The sequence below is a fragment of the Spirillospora sp. NPDC048819 genome, assembly GCF_040650055.1.
GTDB lineage: Bacteria > Actinomycetota > Actinomycetes > Streptosporangiales > Streptosporangiaceae > Spirillospora.
On the sequence record NZ_JBEZGN010000045.1, the window covers coordinates 35190 to 51146 of the forward strand.

The window sequence follows — 15957 nt, forward strand, 5'->3', positions numbered from 1 at the left end:
GCCCGAGCAGGTCAGGGGACGTTTCTTGGGCGACGCGCGGCGGCCGGGTTACTGCCCGCGGACGCGTGTTCACGTTACGATGGACGCGCCGCTATACACGCCCGTCAATCGTGAAGGGCTCCCTTTCTTCATGGGTAACAAGTTGTCGTTCCTTGGCCGCGACATGGCGGTCGATCTTGGTACTGCCAACACCCTGGTGTACGTGCGCGGGCGTGGCATCGTCCTCAACGAACCGTCCGTCGTGGCGATCAACACCAATACCGGGAAGATCGTCGCGGTCGGCATCGAGGCGAAGCGGATGATCGGCCGCACACCGGGCAACATCGTCGCGGTCCGCCCGCTCAAGGACGGCGTCATCGCCGACTTCGACGTCACCGAACGGATGCTGCGCTACTTCATCCAGAAGGTCCACAAGCGCCGGCACTTCGCCAAACCGCGGATCGTGGTGGCGGTGCCGAGCGGGATCACCGGGGTGGAGCAGCGCGCGGTGAAGGAGGCCGGCTACCAGGCCGGCGCCCGCCGCGTCTACATCATCGAGGAGCCGATGGCCGCCGCGATCGGCGCCGGGCTGCCCGTCTACGAGCCGACCGGCAACATGGTCGTCGACATAGGGGGCGGCACCACCGAGGTCGCGATCATCTCCCTCGGCGGCATCGTCACCAGCCAGTCCGTCCGCGTCGGCGGCGACGAACTCGACCAGGCGGTGATCTCCTTCTCCAAGAAGGAGTACTCCCTGATGCTCGGGGAACGTACCGCCGAGGAGATCAAGATGGCGATCGGGTCGGCCTATCCCGGCGGCGAGGAGGAACCGCACGCCGAGATCCGGGGCCGCGACCTCGTGAGCGGGCTGCCGAAGACCGTCGTGATCTCCGCCGAGGAAGTGCGGCGGGCCATCGAAGAGCCGGTCAACGCCGTGGTGGACGCGGTGAAGACCACGCTCGACAAGTGCCCGCCCGAGTTGTCCGGCGACATCATGGACCGCGGGATAGCGCTCACCGGCGGCGGCGCGCTGCTGAAGAACCTCGACGAGCGCCTCCGCGAGGAGACCGGGATGCCGATCCACCTCGTGGACAACCCGCTCGACTCGGTGGTGCTCGGCACCGGCAAGTGCGTCGAGGACTTCGAGGAGCTCCGGCAGGTCCTCGTGCCGGAGCCGCGGCACTGAACACCCCCCGACGGACTAGGACCGAGCGGACTGGGAAACGGGAGGTCGGTGGGTGAAGGACACCCGGCGCACCCGCGTGGTCCTCGCCGCGCTGCTCGTGGTGGCGCTAGCGATGATCACCATTGACCATCGCGGCGGGGACGATTCCCCGCTGCGCGGACTGCGCAGCATCGGCGCGACCGTGTTCGGCCCCGTGGAGCGGGCGTCGGCGTCGGTCGTGCGGCCGGTGAGCAACACCTTCGAGTCGATCACCGACGCGCCCGGACAGCGGCGCCGCGCGGAGCGGCTCGAACGCCAGAACCAGAAGCTGCGCGAGAAGCTGCGCGCCTCCGGCCTCGACGAGGACCGGTCGGCGCAGCTCCAGCGGCTGCTCGGCACCGCCGGAATGGGCGGCTACAAGATCCTCGCCTCGCAGGTGATCTCCGCCGGGCAGGGCTTCGAGGACACCGTCACCATCGACGTCGGCAGCGGCGACGGCATCAAGCCCGACATGACCGTGATGAGCGCGGCCGGGCTCGTCGGCCGCGTCACCCGTGTCGGGCCCGCGACGGCGACTGTCCTGCTCGCCACCGACCAGACGTCGTCGGTCGGGTCCCGCCTGGAGGACTCCAAGGAGATCGGGATCGTGCAGGGCCTCGGGCGCCGCGGCCTCGGCGGGCACGGCGCGACCCCGCTGCGCTTCCAGCTCCTGGACGCCGCCGCGCCGATCCGCGTCGGCCAGCGGATCGTCACGCTCGGGTCGCAGGGCCAGCGGCCGTACGTGCCGGGCGTCCCGATCGGCGTGGTCGAGCGGATCGAGAACTCCAACGGCCTGACCCGCATCGCCTACGTCCGGCCGTTCGTGCGCTTCACGAGCCTGGACGTCGTCGCCGTCGTGGTCGCCCCGCCCAAGAAGAACCCCCGGGACGCTGTGCTGCCGCCGAAGCCGAAGCCGCCCGCCACGCCGAGCGCGAGCCCGTCCGCGAGCCCGTCGCCGGGCGGTGACCGGGGCGAGCGGCCGAGCGGCACGCGGGGCCTCTCCACAGAACCGAACCCGGGGGACTGACGTGCTGAACCCGCCCGAGTCGTCGCCGGCCGGCCGCACCGCGGTGAGCGCGGTGGTGATCGCGGTGACGCTGATCCTTCAGGTGTCGGTGGCCAACCGGCTGCCGCTGCCCGGCGGCGTCCAGCCCGACCTGGTGCTGCTGGCCGTCGTGGCGCTGGCGCTGGTCGCCGGCTCGATGACCGGGATGGTCACCGGGTTCCTGGCCGGCCTCGCCGCCGACATCATCCCGCCCGCCGACCACACCCTCGGCCGGTACGCGCTCGTCTACTGCCTCATCGGCTACCTGTGCGGCGTCGCGTCCGCCGAGATGGACCGGCAGTCGGCCGTGCCGTTCGTCGCCGTCGCCGCCGGCGCCCTCGCCGGGACCGTCCTGTACGCCGGGACGGGAATGATGCTCGACGACCCGCGCGCCGGGTGGGACACCGTGTCCAGCATGGTGCCGCTGCAAGTCCTGTACGACGTCATCGCGAGTCCGTTCGTCGTGTGGGCGGTGCTGCGCGCCACCCGCCGCTACGAACGCGGCGAACGATCCCGGGGCGACAGCCTCTCCGTGCCCGCCGCCCGCTACCGCGCGATGTCCGGCCGGGGCGGGAACCTGTGAACCCGCGAACCCACTTCCGCCTCGTCGTCCTGTACGTGATGGTCGGCGTGCTGCTGCTCGTCCTGGTGGCGCGCATGTGGACGCTGCAGGTCCTGGAGGGCGAGCGCTACGAGCGGATCGCCGCCGAGAACCGCACCCGCGACATCGTCGTCCCCGCCCTGCGCGGCATGATCCTGGACGACCGGGGGCGGCCCCTCGCGCGCAACACCAGTTCCCTGGTCGTGTCCGTCGACAGCACCACGCTGGCGCGGCTGGAGGACGGCGGCGAGGCCGTCCTGAAACGGCTGGCGGGCGTCCTCGGGACGAGCTACGAGGAGATCTCCAAGCGGGTCCGGCTGTGCAGCCCCACCGTCAAGCGGCCCTGCTGGTCGGGCTCCCCCTACCAGCCGATTCCCGTCGAGGACGACGCCGACCCCCAGCGCGCCCTGCAGATCATGGAGCGCCAGGAGGACTTCCCCGGCGTCACGGCGCGGATCCAGCCCGTGCGCACCTACCCTGAGCCGCACGGCGCCGGCGCCGTGCAGGCCCTCGGCTACCTGCAGCCGATCACGCAGGAGGAGCTGGAGAAGCGCGAGAGCATCAAGGTCACCGGCTACAGCGGCGTCGACCTCGTCGGACGCGCCGGCCTGGAGGCCCAGTACGACCGCGACCTGCGCGGCAACGCCGGTTACCGGCGGGTTCTGGTGGACAGCCACGGCCGCGTCACCGGCGTGGCCGACGAGGAGAAGCCCGTCCCCGGCAGCAACCTCGTGACCAGCCTCGACGCGCAGGTGCAGGGGGTGGCCGAGAAGGCGCTGAAGGAGGGGATCGAGGCCGCGCGCAAGGGCGGCAGCCCCGCCGACTCCGGCGGCGCGGTGGTCATGGACGTCCGCACCGGCCGGGTGGTCGCGATGGCGAGCTACCCGAGCTACGACCCGGGCGTCTGGACCGGCGGCATCTCCCAGAAGAAGTACGACGCGCTCCTGGGCGAGAAGAACAACCATCCGCTGATCTCCCGGGTGACGCAGGGGATGGGCCCGCCCGGCTCCACCTTCAAGGTGTCGTCGCTGGCCGCCGCGGTGAAGGACGGCTACGACCTGCACGGCACCTACAACTGCCCCGGCTCCTACATGGTCGGCAGCCGCGCGTTCAACAACTTCCAGAGCGCCAACCTCGGCTCCATGAACCTGCACACGGCCCTCGTGAAGTCCTGCGACACGATCTTCTACAAGTTCGCGCACGAGATGTGGCTGCACAACGGCGGCAAGAACGCCCCGCCGGACGCCGAGAACCCGATGGTGCAGATGGCCCGCGGCTTCGGTTTCGGCTCCCGCACGGGGATCGACCTGCCCAGCGAGAGCACCGGCCGGATCCCCGACCGGCGGTGGAAGCGGGAGTACTGGGAGGCGACCAGGGAGAGCAGCTGCAAGGGCGCCAAGGAGGGCTACCCGAAGGTCGCCAAGACCGATCCCGCCCGCGCCGCCTACCTCAAGGCCGTCGCCAACGAGAACTGCAAAGAGGGCTTCGTGTGGCGCGCCGGCGACGCCGCGAACCTGTCGATCGGACAGGGCAACGTGATGGTGACGCCGCTGCAGCTCGTCCGTACCTACGCGGCGATCGCCAACGGCGGGACGCTGCACACGCCGCGCATCGGCGTCGCGGTCGTCCGGCCCGACGGGAAGGTCGTCCGCAAGATCGACGCCCCGAAGCCGCAGAAGGTGCCGGTGGACGACAAGGTCCTGGCGTACATGCGCAAGGCGCTCGCCGACGTGCCGAAGGAGGGCACCGCCGCCGGGGCTTTCGCCGGGTTCGACCTTAAACGGATCGCAGTGGGCGGCAAGACCGGAACCGCCGAACGGTACGGCAAGGAAGACATGTCCTGGTTCGCTTCGTTCGGCCCGGTGAAGGAACCGCGTTACGCCATCGTCGCGATGGTCTCGCAGGGCGGCTACGGCGCCCAGACGTCGGCGCCCATCGTCCGGAAGATCTGGGAGGCGATGTACGGGACGAAGGACCGCGAGCCCATCCTCAAGGACGGCAAGCTCCCCACCGGCATCCCCGAGATGCCCGGCTCCGGGACCGCCCCGTGATCACCGGCAGCAGCGTCGGGAGCGTCGAGGGGTACGGCGGGCGGCGGACGTGGAAGGGCCGGCTCGCGGGCCTGCGGCGGCTCGACTGGCCGCTGTTCCTGGCCGTGCTGGCGCTGTCGGTGCTGGGCGCGCTGCTCGTGCGGTCGGCGACGTTTCAGCTCCTGACCGAGCAGGGCAAGGACCCGGAGGGCTTCCTCAAGCGGCACATCCTGAACCTGAGCATCGGGTTCGTGCTCGGCGGCGTCGTCACGCTCCTGGACTACCGGCTCCTGCGCGCCTACGTCCCCATCCTGTACGGGCTGGCCTGCGTGGGGCTGGTCGCCGTCCTCAGCCCGCTCGGCGAGACGATCAACGGGTCGCACTCGTGGATCGTGCTCGGCGGCGGGTTCCAGGTGCAGCCCTCGGAGTTCGCCAAGGTCGGCCTCGTGGTGCTGCTCGCGATGATCCTCGGGGAGCCGCGCGACGGCGAGATCGGCCCCGGGATGCGCGATGTGCTGCTCGCGCTGGTGCTGGCCGGGGTGCCCGCCGTGCTCATCATCCTGCAGCCCGACCTCGGCACCACGCTGGTCTTCATCGCGGTGGTCGTCGGGATGCTGGCGATCTCCGGCGCGCAGAAGCGCTGGCTCGCCGGCCTGGTCGGCACCGGCGCGCTCGCGGTGGCCGCGGTGTGGCTTTTCGGCCTGCTGGAGGACTACCAGGTCGACCGGTTCACCGCGTTCATGGACCCGGACGCCGACCCGCGCGGCGCCGGCTACAACGCCCGGCAGGCGCGGATCGCGGTCGGTTCGGGCGGCCTGTTCGGCAAGGGCCTGTTCCAGGGCGAGCAGACCGGCGGCCACTTCGTCCCCGAGCAGCAGACCGACTTCATCTTCACGGTGGCGGGGGAGGAGCTCGGCTTCGTCGGAGGCGCCGCGATCGTCGCGCTGCTCGGCGTGGTGCTGTGGCGCGGGCTGCGGATCGCGACCCAGGCCGCCGACCTGTTCGGGACGCTGGTCGCGACCGGCGTCGTGTGCTGGCTGGGGTTCCAGACGTTCCAGAACGTCGGGATGTCGATCGGCATCATGCCGATCACCGGGCTGCCGCTGCCGTTCACGTCCTACGGCGGCTCCGCCACGTTCGCGAACATGATCGCGTTCGGGCTGCTGCAGGCCGTGCACGTGCGCCGCCGTGCCTTCGACTGAACGGCGGTAGGCTGGGCCGTCTTCCCACGTTTCCTGCACGGAGGGTTCCGTCATGCCGGTCGAGTCGCTCTTCCCGCGCCTGGAGCCGCTGCTCCCGAGCGTGCAGAAGCCGATTCAGTACGTTGGCGGCGAGCTGAACTCCCAGCTCAAGGACTGGGACGAGGCCGAGGTCCGCTGGGCGCTGATGTACCCCGACGCCTACGAGGTGGGGCTGCCCAACCAGGGCGTCCAGATCCTTTACGAGATCCTCAACGAGCGCGACGGCGTGCTCGCCGAGCGGACGTACTCGGTGTGGCCCGACATGGAGGCCGTCATGCGGGAGAACGCCATCCCGCAGTTCACCGTGGACGCGCACCGCCCGGTCGCCGCGTTCGACGTGTTCGGCGTGTCGTTCTCCACCGAACTCGGCTACACCAACCTGCTGACGGCCCTCGACCTCGCGGGCATCCCGCTGGACGCCGCCGACCGCACCGACGATCACCCGATCGTCATCGCGGGCGGGCACGCCGCGTTCAACCCCGAGCCGATCGCCGGCTTCCTCGACGCCGCCGTCCTCGGCGACGGCGAGGAGATCGCGCTCGGCATCACCGAGGTCGTCCGCGAATGGAAGGCCGAGGGCGGGCCCGGCGGACGCGACGAGCTGCTGCTGCGCCTTGCCGCGTCCGGAGGCGTGTACGTCCCGCGCTTCTACGACGTCACCTACCTGCCGGACGGCCGCATCCAGCGGGTCGCGCCGAACCGCCCGGGGGTCCCGTGGCGGATCGAGAAGCACACCGTCATGGACCTCGACCAGTGGCCGTACCCGAAGAAGCCGCTCGTCCCGCTCGCCGAGACCGTCCACGAGCGCTACAGCGTGGAGATCTTCCGCGGCTGCACGCGCGGCTGCCGGTTCTGCCAGGCCGGGATGATCACCCGTCCGGTCCGCGAGCGGTCGATCACCACGATCGGGAACATGGTCGAGGAGGGCCTGAAGGAGTCCGGCTTCCAGGAGGTCGGGCTGCTCAGCCTCTCCAGCGCCGACCACAGCGAGATCGGCGACGTCGCCAAGGGCCTCGCCGACCGCTACGAGGGCACCAACACCTCGCTGTCGCTGCCGTCCACCCGCGTGGACGCCTTCAACATCACGCTCGCCAACGAGTTCTCCCGCGGCGGACGTCGCTCCGGCCTCACGTTCGCGCCGGAGGGCGGCTCCGAGCGGATGCGCAAGGTGATCAACAAGATGGTCACCGAGGACGACCTGATCCGCACCGTCACCACCGCCTACGAGAACGGCTGGCGGCAGGTCAAGCTGTACTTCATGTGCGGGCTGCCCACCGAGGAGGACGAGGACGTCCTCGCGATCGCCGACATGGCCAAGCGGGTCATCCGGGCCGGGCGCGAGGCCACCGGCCGCAAGGACATCCGCTGCACGGTGTCCATCGGCGGGTTCGTGCCGAAGCCGCACACGCCGTTCCAGTGGGCCGCGCAGTGCGACCACGAGACCGTCGACCGCCGCCTGCACGCCCTCAAGGACGCCCTGCGCGGCGACAAGGAGTACGGCCGCGCCATCGGCCTGCGCTACCACGACGGGCAGCCGTCCATCATCGAGGGCCTGCTGTCGCGCGGCGACCGCCGCGTCGGCGAGATCATCCGCGCGGTGTGGGAGGACGGCGGCCGCTTCGACGGCTGGAGCGAGCACTTCTCCTACGAGCGCTGGACGGCCTGCGCCGAGCGGGTCCTCGCCGACGGGCCCGTCGACCTCGCCTGGTACACCGTCCGCGAGCGCGACGAGGTCGAGGTCCTGCCGTGGGACCACCTCGACGCCGGGCTCGACCGCGAGTGGCTCTGGCAGGACTGGCAGGACGCCGTCGACGAGACCGAGGTCGAGGACTGCCGCTGGACGCCCTGCTACGACTGCGGCGTCTGCCCCACGATGGGCACCGAGATCCAGATCGGCCCCACCGGCAAGAAGCTGCTGCCGCTGTCGGTCGTCTGACCGTTTCGGCCTCCACCCGGGGCGGTTCGCGCCCCGCCCGGGTGCCCGGATGCCCGGAATCGGTCGCGTGAACCCCCTGAGCTGCGGGGCTCGGGGCCTCGCGGGGGCGGCCGGGGGTCAAACGATGCCGGGCGACCCGTACTCTATAGGGAGACCTTTATTTCGACTCGCCACGAGTAGGAAGGACCAGAACCCTGGCACCCATGCCGGAGGGTCCGGCGCCGGCCCCCGTGACCCAGCGACTGCGCGTCCGCTACGCCAAGCGGGGCAGGCTGCGGTTCACGAGCCATCGCGACATTTCCCGGGCCGTGGAACGCGCCGTCAGGCGTGCCGGGATCCCTGTCGCGTTCAGCGGCGGATTCACCCCCCACCCGAAGATCTCGTACGCGGGTGCGGCGGCGACAGGGGTGGCCAGTGAGGCCGAGTACCTCGAAATCGGGCTCACCGACACCCGCGACCCTGCGCGGGTGCGGGCCGATCTCGACGCGGCCCTGCCCCCCGGGCTCGACATCGTCGATGTCGTGCCGGTACGGGCGGGAAGCGGCGGCGACGCGCAGCCGAGACCGAGCGCGTTCGCCGAACGGCTCCAGGCGTCCGAATGGCGGATCAGGCTGGACGGCGTGTCATCCGACGATGCCGCCGCCGCCGTGGCCGCCTTCATGGCCGCCGGGAACATCGAGGTCGAGCGCCTCACGAAGAAGGGGCGACGCCGTTTCGACGTGCGCGCTGCCGTGTCCTCCTGTGAGCTGGACCGGCGCGCCGCGCAGGCGGCGGATGCCCCTTGTGCCATACTTCGAATGGTTGTTCGGCATTCCACACCGGCCGTACGACCCGACGACATCCTCACCGGACTGCGCCAAGTCGCCGACCTGGCGCCGCCGTCACCCCCGCTGGTGACCAGGCTGGCGCAGGGGCCCCTCGACGCGGACACCGGTGGCCTCGCGGATCCCCTGGATCCCGACCGGGTGACCGGCCTGCCGTCCGGCGACGACGCCGGCACGGCCGACGGCCCGCAGCGGCCGCAGCCCGGGGACGCCGCGAGCGTGGATGCCGTCAGCGCCTGACCGTGAGACCGAAGCCGTGGCAGCACGGAACCGGTCCCGCAGGGTACGGCCGGCGCACCCCCGACGACTTCGTCGTCATGACCGGACACCGTCCGGCCAGGACGACACCGACTGACGAGAGCTCTCGTGCGGCGCACCGCACCGATCCGCCACCGGCGGAGCGGAGCGGACGCGCCCGGGAGCCTGACGGGAGATTGCCCGCATGCGTGAGAACGAAGCCGATTCGGCCACGGCCGAAGGCACCGAGAACGAGAACGCCGATTACGAGAACGCCGAAACGGAGGGCACCGGCACCGAGAGCACGGACGCGCTGACGTCGCGCCCGCGCCGCGCGAGCCGTCCGGCGGGCCCGCCGCCCGACGTGGACGACACCCCCGCCGAACCCCCCGCCGCCGCGGAGACGCAGCCGCAGGAGCCCGCCGAGGCCCCCGAGCCGCCGAAGAAGCCGGCCCGCACCCGTACCCGCACCCGGAGCGCGAAGGCCGCCGAGACGCCCGAGCCCGTCCCGATGACCGGTGCCGAGACCTCCCCTGAGACCGACGCCGAGCCCGCGCCCGCCGATGAGTCCCCGGCGCCGCGCACGCGGACCCGCCGGCGTTCCGCGGCGGCGGACGCGCCTGCCGTGCCGGCCGTCCCGTCCGTTCCGGAGTTTCCCTCCGTTCCGGCCGCGGGGGCCGAGACGCCCGCCGAGCAGGTGTCGGAGATCGAGCCCGCCAGCGGCGTCGGCGTGCCCGGCGTGACGTTCCAGCCGCCGATGGTCGTGTTCCAGCCGCCGCAGCCGAAGGCCGAGACCCCGGTCCGTCCCAAGGACGAGCCGCAGCGCCCCGCCGAGCCCGCCGACACCGAAGCCGACGACGGCGATGTCGACGAGGAGCACGGCGAGCCGCCGTCCGACGAGGACGACTCCGACGACCGGCCGTCCCGCCGTCGCCGCCGCCGCGGCGGCCGCGGCCGGGGCAGGGCCGGCAAGGACGGCGCCGAGGACGAGTCGCCGGCCGAGGAGGCCGAGGAGCCCAAGGACGAGCAGCCCGCCAAGCCCGCCAAGAAGGAACGGCCCAAGAGGGACCGGGTCGTCAAGGGCAAGGAGAAGGAGCCCAAGGCCGAGGAGGCCGAGCAGGAGGACTCCGACGACGACGGCGACGGCGAGTCCGGCACGAGCCGTCGCCGTCGCCGCCGCAGGCGCCGGTCAGGGACCGACGGCGAGAACGGGAACGGCACGGACGACCCGCCGAACACCGTCGTGCACGTCCGCTCCGCCCGCGCCGCCGAGGCCCGCCCGGCCGAGGACGAGGTCCAGTCGGTCCGCGGCTCGACCCGGCTGGAGGCCAAGAAGCAGCGCCGCCGGGAGGGCCGCGAGCAGGGCCGCCGCCGCCCGCCGGTGATCACCGAGGCCGAGTTCCTGGCGCGCCGCGAGGCCGTCGAGCGGGTCATGGTGGTCCGGCAGGAGGGCGAGCGCACCCAGATCGCCGTCCTGGAGGACGGTGTGCTCGTCGAGCACTACGTCAACCGCGCCACCCACCAGTCGTACGTGGGCAACGTCTACCTCGGCAAGGTGCAGAACGTGCTGCCGTCGATGGAGGCGGCGTTCGTCGACATCGGCAAGGGCCGCAACGCCGTCCTGTACGCCGGCGAGGTCAACTGGGACGCGTCCGGCCTGGAGGGGCAGCCGCGCCGCATCGAGTCGGCGCTGAAGTCGGGCCAGTCGGTGCTCGTCCAGGTCACCAAGGACCCCCTCGGCCACAAGGGCGCCCGCCTCACCAGCCAGGTCTCGCTGCCCGGCCGCTACCTCGTGTACGTGCCGGACGGCTCGATGACCGGCATCAGCCGCAAGCTCCCCGACAAGGAGCGCAGCCGCCTCAAGTCGATCCTGAAGAAGGTCATGCCGGAGAACGCGGGCGTGATCGTGCGGACCGCCGCGGAGGGCGCCACCGAAGAGGAGCTTTCGCGGGACGTGTCGCGCCTCGCCGCCCAGTGGGACAACATCCAGAAGAAGGTGAAGACGGCCTCCGCGCCCTCCCTTCTCTACGGCGAGCCCGACCTGACGATCCGGGTCGTCCGCGACATCTTCAACGAGGACTTCACCAAGCTCGTCGTGTCCGGCTCCGAGGCCTGGGACACGATCTCCGAGTACGTCGAGTACGTCGCGCCGCATCTCGCCGACCGCGTCGAGCGCTGGACCGGCGGCCCGGACGCGCTGTCGGCGTTCCGCATCGACGAGCAGATCGCCAAGGCGCTGGACCGCAAGGTCTGGCTGCCGTCGGGCGGCTCGCTGGTGATCGACCGCACCGAGGCGATGACGGTCATCGACGTCAACACCGGCAAGTTCACCGGGCAGGGCGGCAACCTGGAGGAGACCGTCACCCGCAACAACCTGGAGGCGGCCGAGGAGATCGTCCGCCAGCTCCGGCTCCGCGACATCGGCGGCATCGTCGTGATCGACTTCATCGACATGGTGCTGGAGAGCAACCGGGACCTGGTGCTGCGCCGCCTCGTGGAGTGCCTGTCGCGGGACCGCACCAAGCACCAGGTCGCCGAGGTCACCTCGCTGGGCCTGGTGCAGATGACCCGCAAGCGCGTCGGCCAGGGGCTGCTGGAGGCGTTCTCGGAGACCTGCGAGTCCTGCAACGGCCGCGGCATCCACGTCCACCTGAGCCCCGTCGAGCCGAAGGCGGACAAGGCGGCCGCCAAGGACACCGGCCGCCGCCGCAAGCGCAAGGGCGAGGTCGAGAAGGCCGTCGAGGAGAAGCTGGCCCGCCACGAGCCCACGCCGTCCGAGCCCGAGCCCGAGCCGGAGCCCGAGCCGGTCGTCGCGATCGTGGCCGAGCCCGCGGAGCCGGAGGAGACCAGGCCGGAGCCGGTGCGTTCGCGGCCGAGAAGGTCCGGGCCGGCCAAGCGGCCCGCGGGCCCGCCGCCCGAGGTCGACGCCGACGAGTCCCCGGCGCAGGCCGCGGTGGAGGCGGCCGAGGCCGCCGACGAGGTCGCCGAGGCGCCCCCGGGCGTCCTGGAGTCCCTGGACTCCACCGAGCCCGTCACGGCCGCCGCGAACGGCACCGACCCGAACGGCACCGACCCGAACGGCGTCGTGCCGGGCACGGCCGAGCACGGCGTCACCGAGGCGCCCGCCGTTGAGGCGAACGGCACCGAGCCGCACGGCACCGAGCCGCACGGCACCGAGCCGCACGGCACCGAGCCGCACGGCACCGAGCAGAACGGCTCCGCACCTGCCGAGGACGAGGCCGAAGCCGGTACGGGTGCCGGCCGCCGCCCCCGCGCCGCCGCGCAGGCCACCTCCGACCCGGGCGCCGCAGGCGATTCCGGGGACTGACGACGACCGGCCCCGACCCGGACGCATTCGCGTTCGGGTCGGGGCATCCGGTATTCTTGTGGTTCGGCGCGTCGTGGGCGCGTCATTCGACCTGCACCGCGACCCCCGTCCGGGGGGCGTTCGGTGTTCATCTCACCGATCCGGTGAGGAAAAGCAGAGAGCGCCGGGGTCTCCCCCTGGTGTGCCGCCCTCGGCCCGGTGCCGGGGGTAGGCCCCCACCCGGGGGCTGGTAAGCCACGCGCGGGACCGGTTCAGTCCGGAAGCGCGCGCAGACGAAGGGTTTCCGCGGTGTACGCGATTGTCCGCGCAGGCGGCAGGCAAGAGAAGGTCGCCGTCGACGACGTGCTGACCGTCGACAAGCTGGCCGGCGACGTCGGTTCGACCGTCACGTTCCCGGCCGTGCTGGTCGTGGACGGCGACGACGTCGTCAGCAAGTCGGCCGACCTCGCGCGCTACGAGGTGACCGCCGAGATCCTCGGCGCGGTCAAGGGCCCGAAGATCAAGATCATGCACTACCGGAACAAGACCGGCTACAAGCGGCGGATGGGTCACCGTCAGCCCTACACCGAGGTCAAGATCACCGGTATCAAGGCCGGGAAGTAAGGGAGCGGTCAGATGGCACACAAGAAGGGCGCATCGTCCAGCCGCAACGGTCGTGACTCCAACGCCCAGCGGCTCGGCGTGAAGCGGTTCGGCGGCCAGGTCGTCAACGCCGGCGAGATCATCGTCCGGCAGCGCGGCACCCACTTCCACCCCGGCCCCGGCGTGGGCCGCGGCGGCGACGACACCCTGTTCGCGCTGGTCGCGGGTGCGGTGCAGTTCCGCCGTTACCGCGGTCGCAACGCAGTGAGCATCGTTCCCCCGGCGGAATAGTCCGCCTGGGGCCAGAACGTTTTCAAAGGGGCGGACCGATCTCGGTCCGCCCCTTTGCCTTTCACCGAGGAGAGTCACCGTGGCCGCTGGAGCGGGATCGGGCGCGCAGTTCGTCGACCGGGTGGTACTGCACGTCGCCGCGGGCAACGGCGGGAACGGCTGCGCCTCCATCCACCGGGAGAAGTTCAAGCCGCTCGGCGGCCCGGACGGCGCGAACGGGGGCCGCGGCGGCGACGTCGTCCTGGTCGTCGACTCGAACGCCGCGAGCCTGCTGGAGTACCACCGGCGCCCGCACCGCAAGGCGGGCAACGGCCGCCCGGGGCAGGGCGGCCACCGGACGGGCGCGGACGGCGGCGACGTGGTCCTGGCCGTCCCGGACGGCACCGTCGTGAAGGCGGGTGAGGAGATCCTGGCCGACCTGGTCGGCGAGGGCACCCGCTTCGTGGTCGCGCGGGGCGGCAACGGCGGGCTCGGGAACGCGGCGCTGGCGTCCGCCAAGCGCAAGGCCCCCGGGTTCGCGCTGCTCGGTGAGCCGGGGGAGGCGCGGGACGTCGTCCTGGAGCTCAAGAGCGTCGCCGACGTCGCGCTCGTCGGCTTCCCCAGCGCGGGCAAGTCGTCGCTGATCGCCGCGCTGTCGGCCGCCAAGCCGAAGATCGCCGCCTATCCGTTCACGACGCTGGTCCCGAACCTGGGCGTGGTGAGCGCGGGCGACACGACGTTCACGGTCGCGGACGTGCCGGGCCTGATCGAGGGCGCCAGTGAGGGCCGGGGCCTCGGCCTGGACTTCCTCCGCCACATCGAGCGCTCGTCCACCCTCGCGCACGTCCTCGACTGCGCCACGATGGAACCGGGCCGCGACCCCGTCAGCGACTTCGAGGTCATCGAGCGTGAGCTGCAGGCCTACGACCGGGTCCTGGGCGACCGGCCGCTGTCGGACCGTCCCCGCATCGTCGTCCTGAACAAGGTGGACGTGCCGGACGGCCGCGACCTCGCCGAGATGGTCAGGCCCGAGTTCGAGGCGCGGGGGCTGAAGGTCTTCGAGGTGTCGGCGGCGACGCACGAGGGGCTGCGGGAGCTGTCGTTCGCGATGGCGGCGATGGTGGGCGAGTACCGCGCGTCGCTGCCGCCGGCGGAGCCGACCCGCATCGTGATCCGTCCCGAACCGGTCGGCGGCGGCACCGACTTCGAGGTCAAGGGCCTCGGCGACAACACGTACCTGATCACCGGGACGAAGCCGGTGCGGTGGCTGCGGCAGACGGACTTCGCCAACGAGGAGGCCGTCGGCTACCTCGCCGACCGTCTCGCGCGCCTCGGGGTGGAGGACGCGCTCGCGAACGCGGGCGCGGCGGCCGGCGCCACGGTCCTGATCGGCACGGCCGACGACTCGATCGTCTTCGACTGGGAGCCCGAGGTCCCGGCCGGCGACGGCGTCCCCGGACCGCGGGGCACGGACCGGCGCCTCGGCGGACATCGCTAGACCCTTGGAGGAGAGAGCTTCATGAGCGAGCGCGAGGCGGTCGCGAAGGCCCGGCGGATCGTGGTGAAGGCGGGGTCGTCGTCGCTCACCACGCCGGAGGGCGCGATCGACGCGGGCCGCATCGACGCGCTGGTGGACGTCCTGGCCGGCCGCCGCGTGGACGGCACCGAGATCGTCTTCGTCTCGTCCGGCGCGATCGCCGCCGGGCTCGGGCCGCTGGGGCTGACCCGCCGCCCCCGGGACCTCGCGACCCAGCAGGCGGCGGCGAGCGTCGGGCAGGGCCTGCTGTTCGCCCGCTACACCGAGTCATTCACCCGGTACGCGCTGACGGTCGGGCAGGTGCTGCTGACCGCCGACGACATGATGCGCCGCTCGCATCACCGCAACGCGCAGCGCACGCTCGCGCAGCTCCTCGCCCTCGGCATCCTGCCGATCGTGAACGAGAACGACACCGTCGCCACCGACGAGATCCGGTTCGGCGACAACGACCGGCTCGCCGCGCTCGTCGCCCACCTGATCCGCGCGGACGCGCTGATCCTGCTGTCGGACGTGGACGCCCTCTACACCGGCGATCCGCGCCGGCCCGGAGCCCGCCGCGTCGACGACGTCCACGGGCCGGACGACCTGAAGGACGTCGAGCTCGGCCGCTCGGGCCGCGTCGGCACCGGCGGCATGGTCACCAAGGTCGAGGCGGCCCGGATCGCGGGCATCCCGGTGGTGCTGACGAACGCCGCGTCGGCCGCGCAGGCGCTCGCCGGCGATCAGGTCGGCACCCTGTTCCATCCGGCCGAGGGACGCCGCATGTCGACGCGGAACCTGTGGCTCGCCCACGCCACCACCGGCCAGGGCCGGGTCATGCTGGACCCCGGCGCGGTCGAGGCGGTCGCGCGGCGCCGCAAGTCGCTGCTGCCCGCGGGGGTCACGGGCGTGGACGGCGACTTCGCCGCCGGCGACCCCGTCGACCTGTGCGACACCGCCGGTCACGTCGTGGCGCGCGGCCTGGTGAACTACGACGCGTCCGAGATCCCCGAGCTGATGGGGCGCTCGACGCGCTGGCTGGCCCGCGAGCTGGGCGCCGAGTACGAACGCGAGATAATCCACCGCGACCACCTGGTGGTCCTGACCGACGAACGCTGAGGTGCGGCGTGGCGCCCTTGTGCGCCCGCTCACGACGGCGGCACG

Annotated in this window: 12 protein-coding genes; all 12 read left to right on the plus strand. The window is 72.1% G+C overall.

Annotated features, from left to right (window positions below; genetic code table 11):
* The first annotated feature begins 130 nt into the window (after positions 1–130).
* The 12 genes from AB0C35_RS39690 to proB all read left to right on the plus strand — a co-directional run bounded on the left by AB0C35_RS39690 (position 131) and on the right by proB (position 15912).
* On the plus strand, positions 131–1165 hold the full coding sequence (locus AB0C35_RS39690) for a rod shape-determining protein (RefSeq protein ID WP_132152770.1): 1035 nt from the start codon (positions 131–133) through the stop codon (positions 1163–1165).
* 52 nt (positions 1166–1217) lie between these two features.
* A complete protein-coding gene (gene mreC / locus AB0C35_RS39695) occupies positions 1218–2210 on the plus strand; it encodes a rod shape-determining protein MreC (protein WP_358467573.1) in 993 nt (330 codons plus the stop codon).
* Position 2211: 1 nt separating this feature from the next.
* Positions 2212–2811, plus strand: coding sequence for a rod shape-determining protein MreD (gene mreD, locus AB0C35_RS39700; RefSeq protein WP_358467575.1), 600 nt, complete (start codon positions 2212–2214; stop codon positions 2809–2811).
* Positions 2808–4880, plus strand: a complete 2073-nt coding sequence (gene mrdA, locus AB0C35_RS39705; RefSeq protein ID WP_358467577.1) for a penicillin-binding protein 2 — start codon at positions 2808–2810, stop codon at positions 4878–4880. Before mreD ends, mrdA begins: the two co-directional genes overlap by 4 nt.
* Entirely contained in the window at positions 4877–6061 is a 1185-nt protein-coding gene (gene rodA, locus AB0C35_RS39710) for a rod shape-determining protein RodA (RefSeq protein ID WP_358467579.1), read from the plus strand. Before mrdA ends, rodA begins: the two co-directional genes overlap by 4 nt.
* Positions 6062–6113: 52 nt before the next feature.
* A complete protein-coding gene (locus AB0C35_RS39715; RefSeq protein ID WP_358467581.1) occupies positions 6114–8036 on the plus strand; it encodes a TIGR03960 family B12-binding radical SAM protein in 1923 nt (640 codons plus the stop codon).
* 203 nt (positions 8037–8239) lie between these two features.
* Entirely contained in the window at positions 8240–9100 is an 861-nt protein-coding gene (locus AB0C35_RS39720; RefSeq protein ID WP_358467582.1) for a TIGR03936 family radical SAM-associated protein, read from the plus strand.
* A gap of 202 nt (positions 9101–9302) precedes the next feature.
* Positions 9303–12425, plus strand: a complete 3123-nt coding sequence (locus AB0C35_RS39725) for an Rne/Rng family ribonuclease (protein WP_358467584.1) — start codon at positions 9303–9305, stop codon at positions 12423–12425.
* Positions 12426–12713: 288 nt separating this feature from the next.
* A complete protein-coding gene (gene rplU / locus AB0C35_RS39730; protein WP_358467586.1) occupies positions 12714–13028 on the plus strand; it encodes a 50S ribosomal protein L21 in 315 nt (104 codons plus the stop codon).
* 12 nt (positions 13029–13040) lie between these two features.
* Positions 13041–13298, plus strand: a complete 258-nt coding sequence (rpmA, locus tag AB0C35_RS39735) for a 50S ribosomal protein L27 (RefSeq protein ID WP_131894964.1) — start codon at positions 13041–13043, stop codon at positions 13296–13298.
* A gap of 79 nt (positions 13299–13377) precedes the next feature.
* On the plus strand, positions 13378–14775 hold the full coding sequence (gene obgE, locus AB0C35_RS39740; protein WP_358467588.1) for a GTPase ObgE: 1398 nt from the start codon (positions 13378–13380) through the stop codon (positions 14773–14775).
* A 21-nt stretch (positions 14776–14796) separates the two neighbouring features.
* Positions 14797–15912, plus strand: a complete 1116-nt coding sequence (gene proB / locus AB0C35_RS39745) for a glutamate 5-kinase (RefSeq protein ID WP_358467590.1) — start codon at positions 14797–14799, stop codon at positions 15910–15912.
* The last annotated feature ends 45 nt before the right edge of the window (positions 15913–15957 follow it).

Excerpts from the sequence above, each read along its gene's own strand:
- AB0C35_RS39690 (WP_132152770.1), top strand. The coding sequence starts at position 131 with ATGGGTAACAAGTTGTCGTTCCTTGGCCGCGACATGGCGGTCGATCTT.
- AB0C35_RS39715 (WP_358467581.1), top strand. The coding sequence starts at position 6,114 with ATGCCGGTCGAGTCGCTCTTCCCGCGCCTGGAGCCGCTGCTCCCGAGC.
- AB0C35_RS39720 (WP_358467582.1), top strand. The coding sequence starts at position 8,240 with ATGCCGGAGGGTCCGGCGCCGGCCCCCGTGACCCAGCGACTGCGCGTC.
- AB0C35_RS39725 (WP_358467584.1), top strand. The coding sequence starts at position 9,303 with ATGCGTGAGAACGAAGCCGATTCGGCCACGGCCGAAGGCACCGAGAAC.
- rpmA (WP_131894964.1), top strand. The coding sequence starts at position 13,041 with ATGGCACACAAGAAGGGCGCATCGTCCAGCCGCAACGGTCGTGACTCC.
- proB (WP_358467590.1), top strand. The coding sequence starts at position 14,797 with ATGAGCGAGCGCGAGGCGGTCGCGAAGGCCCGGCGGATCGTGGTGAAG.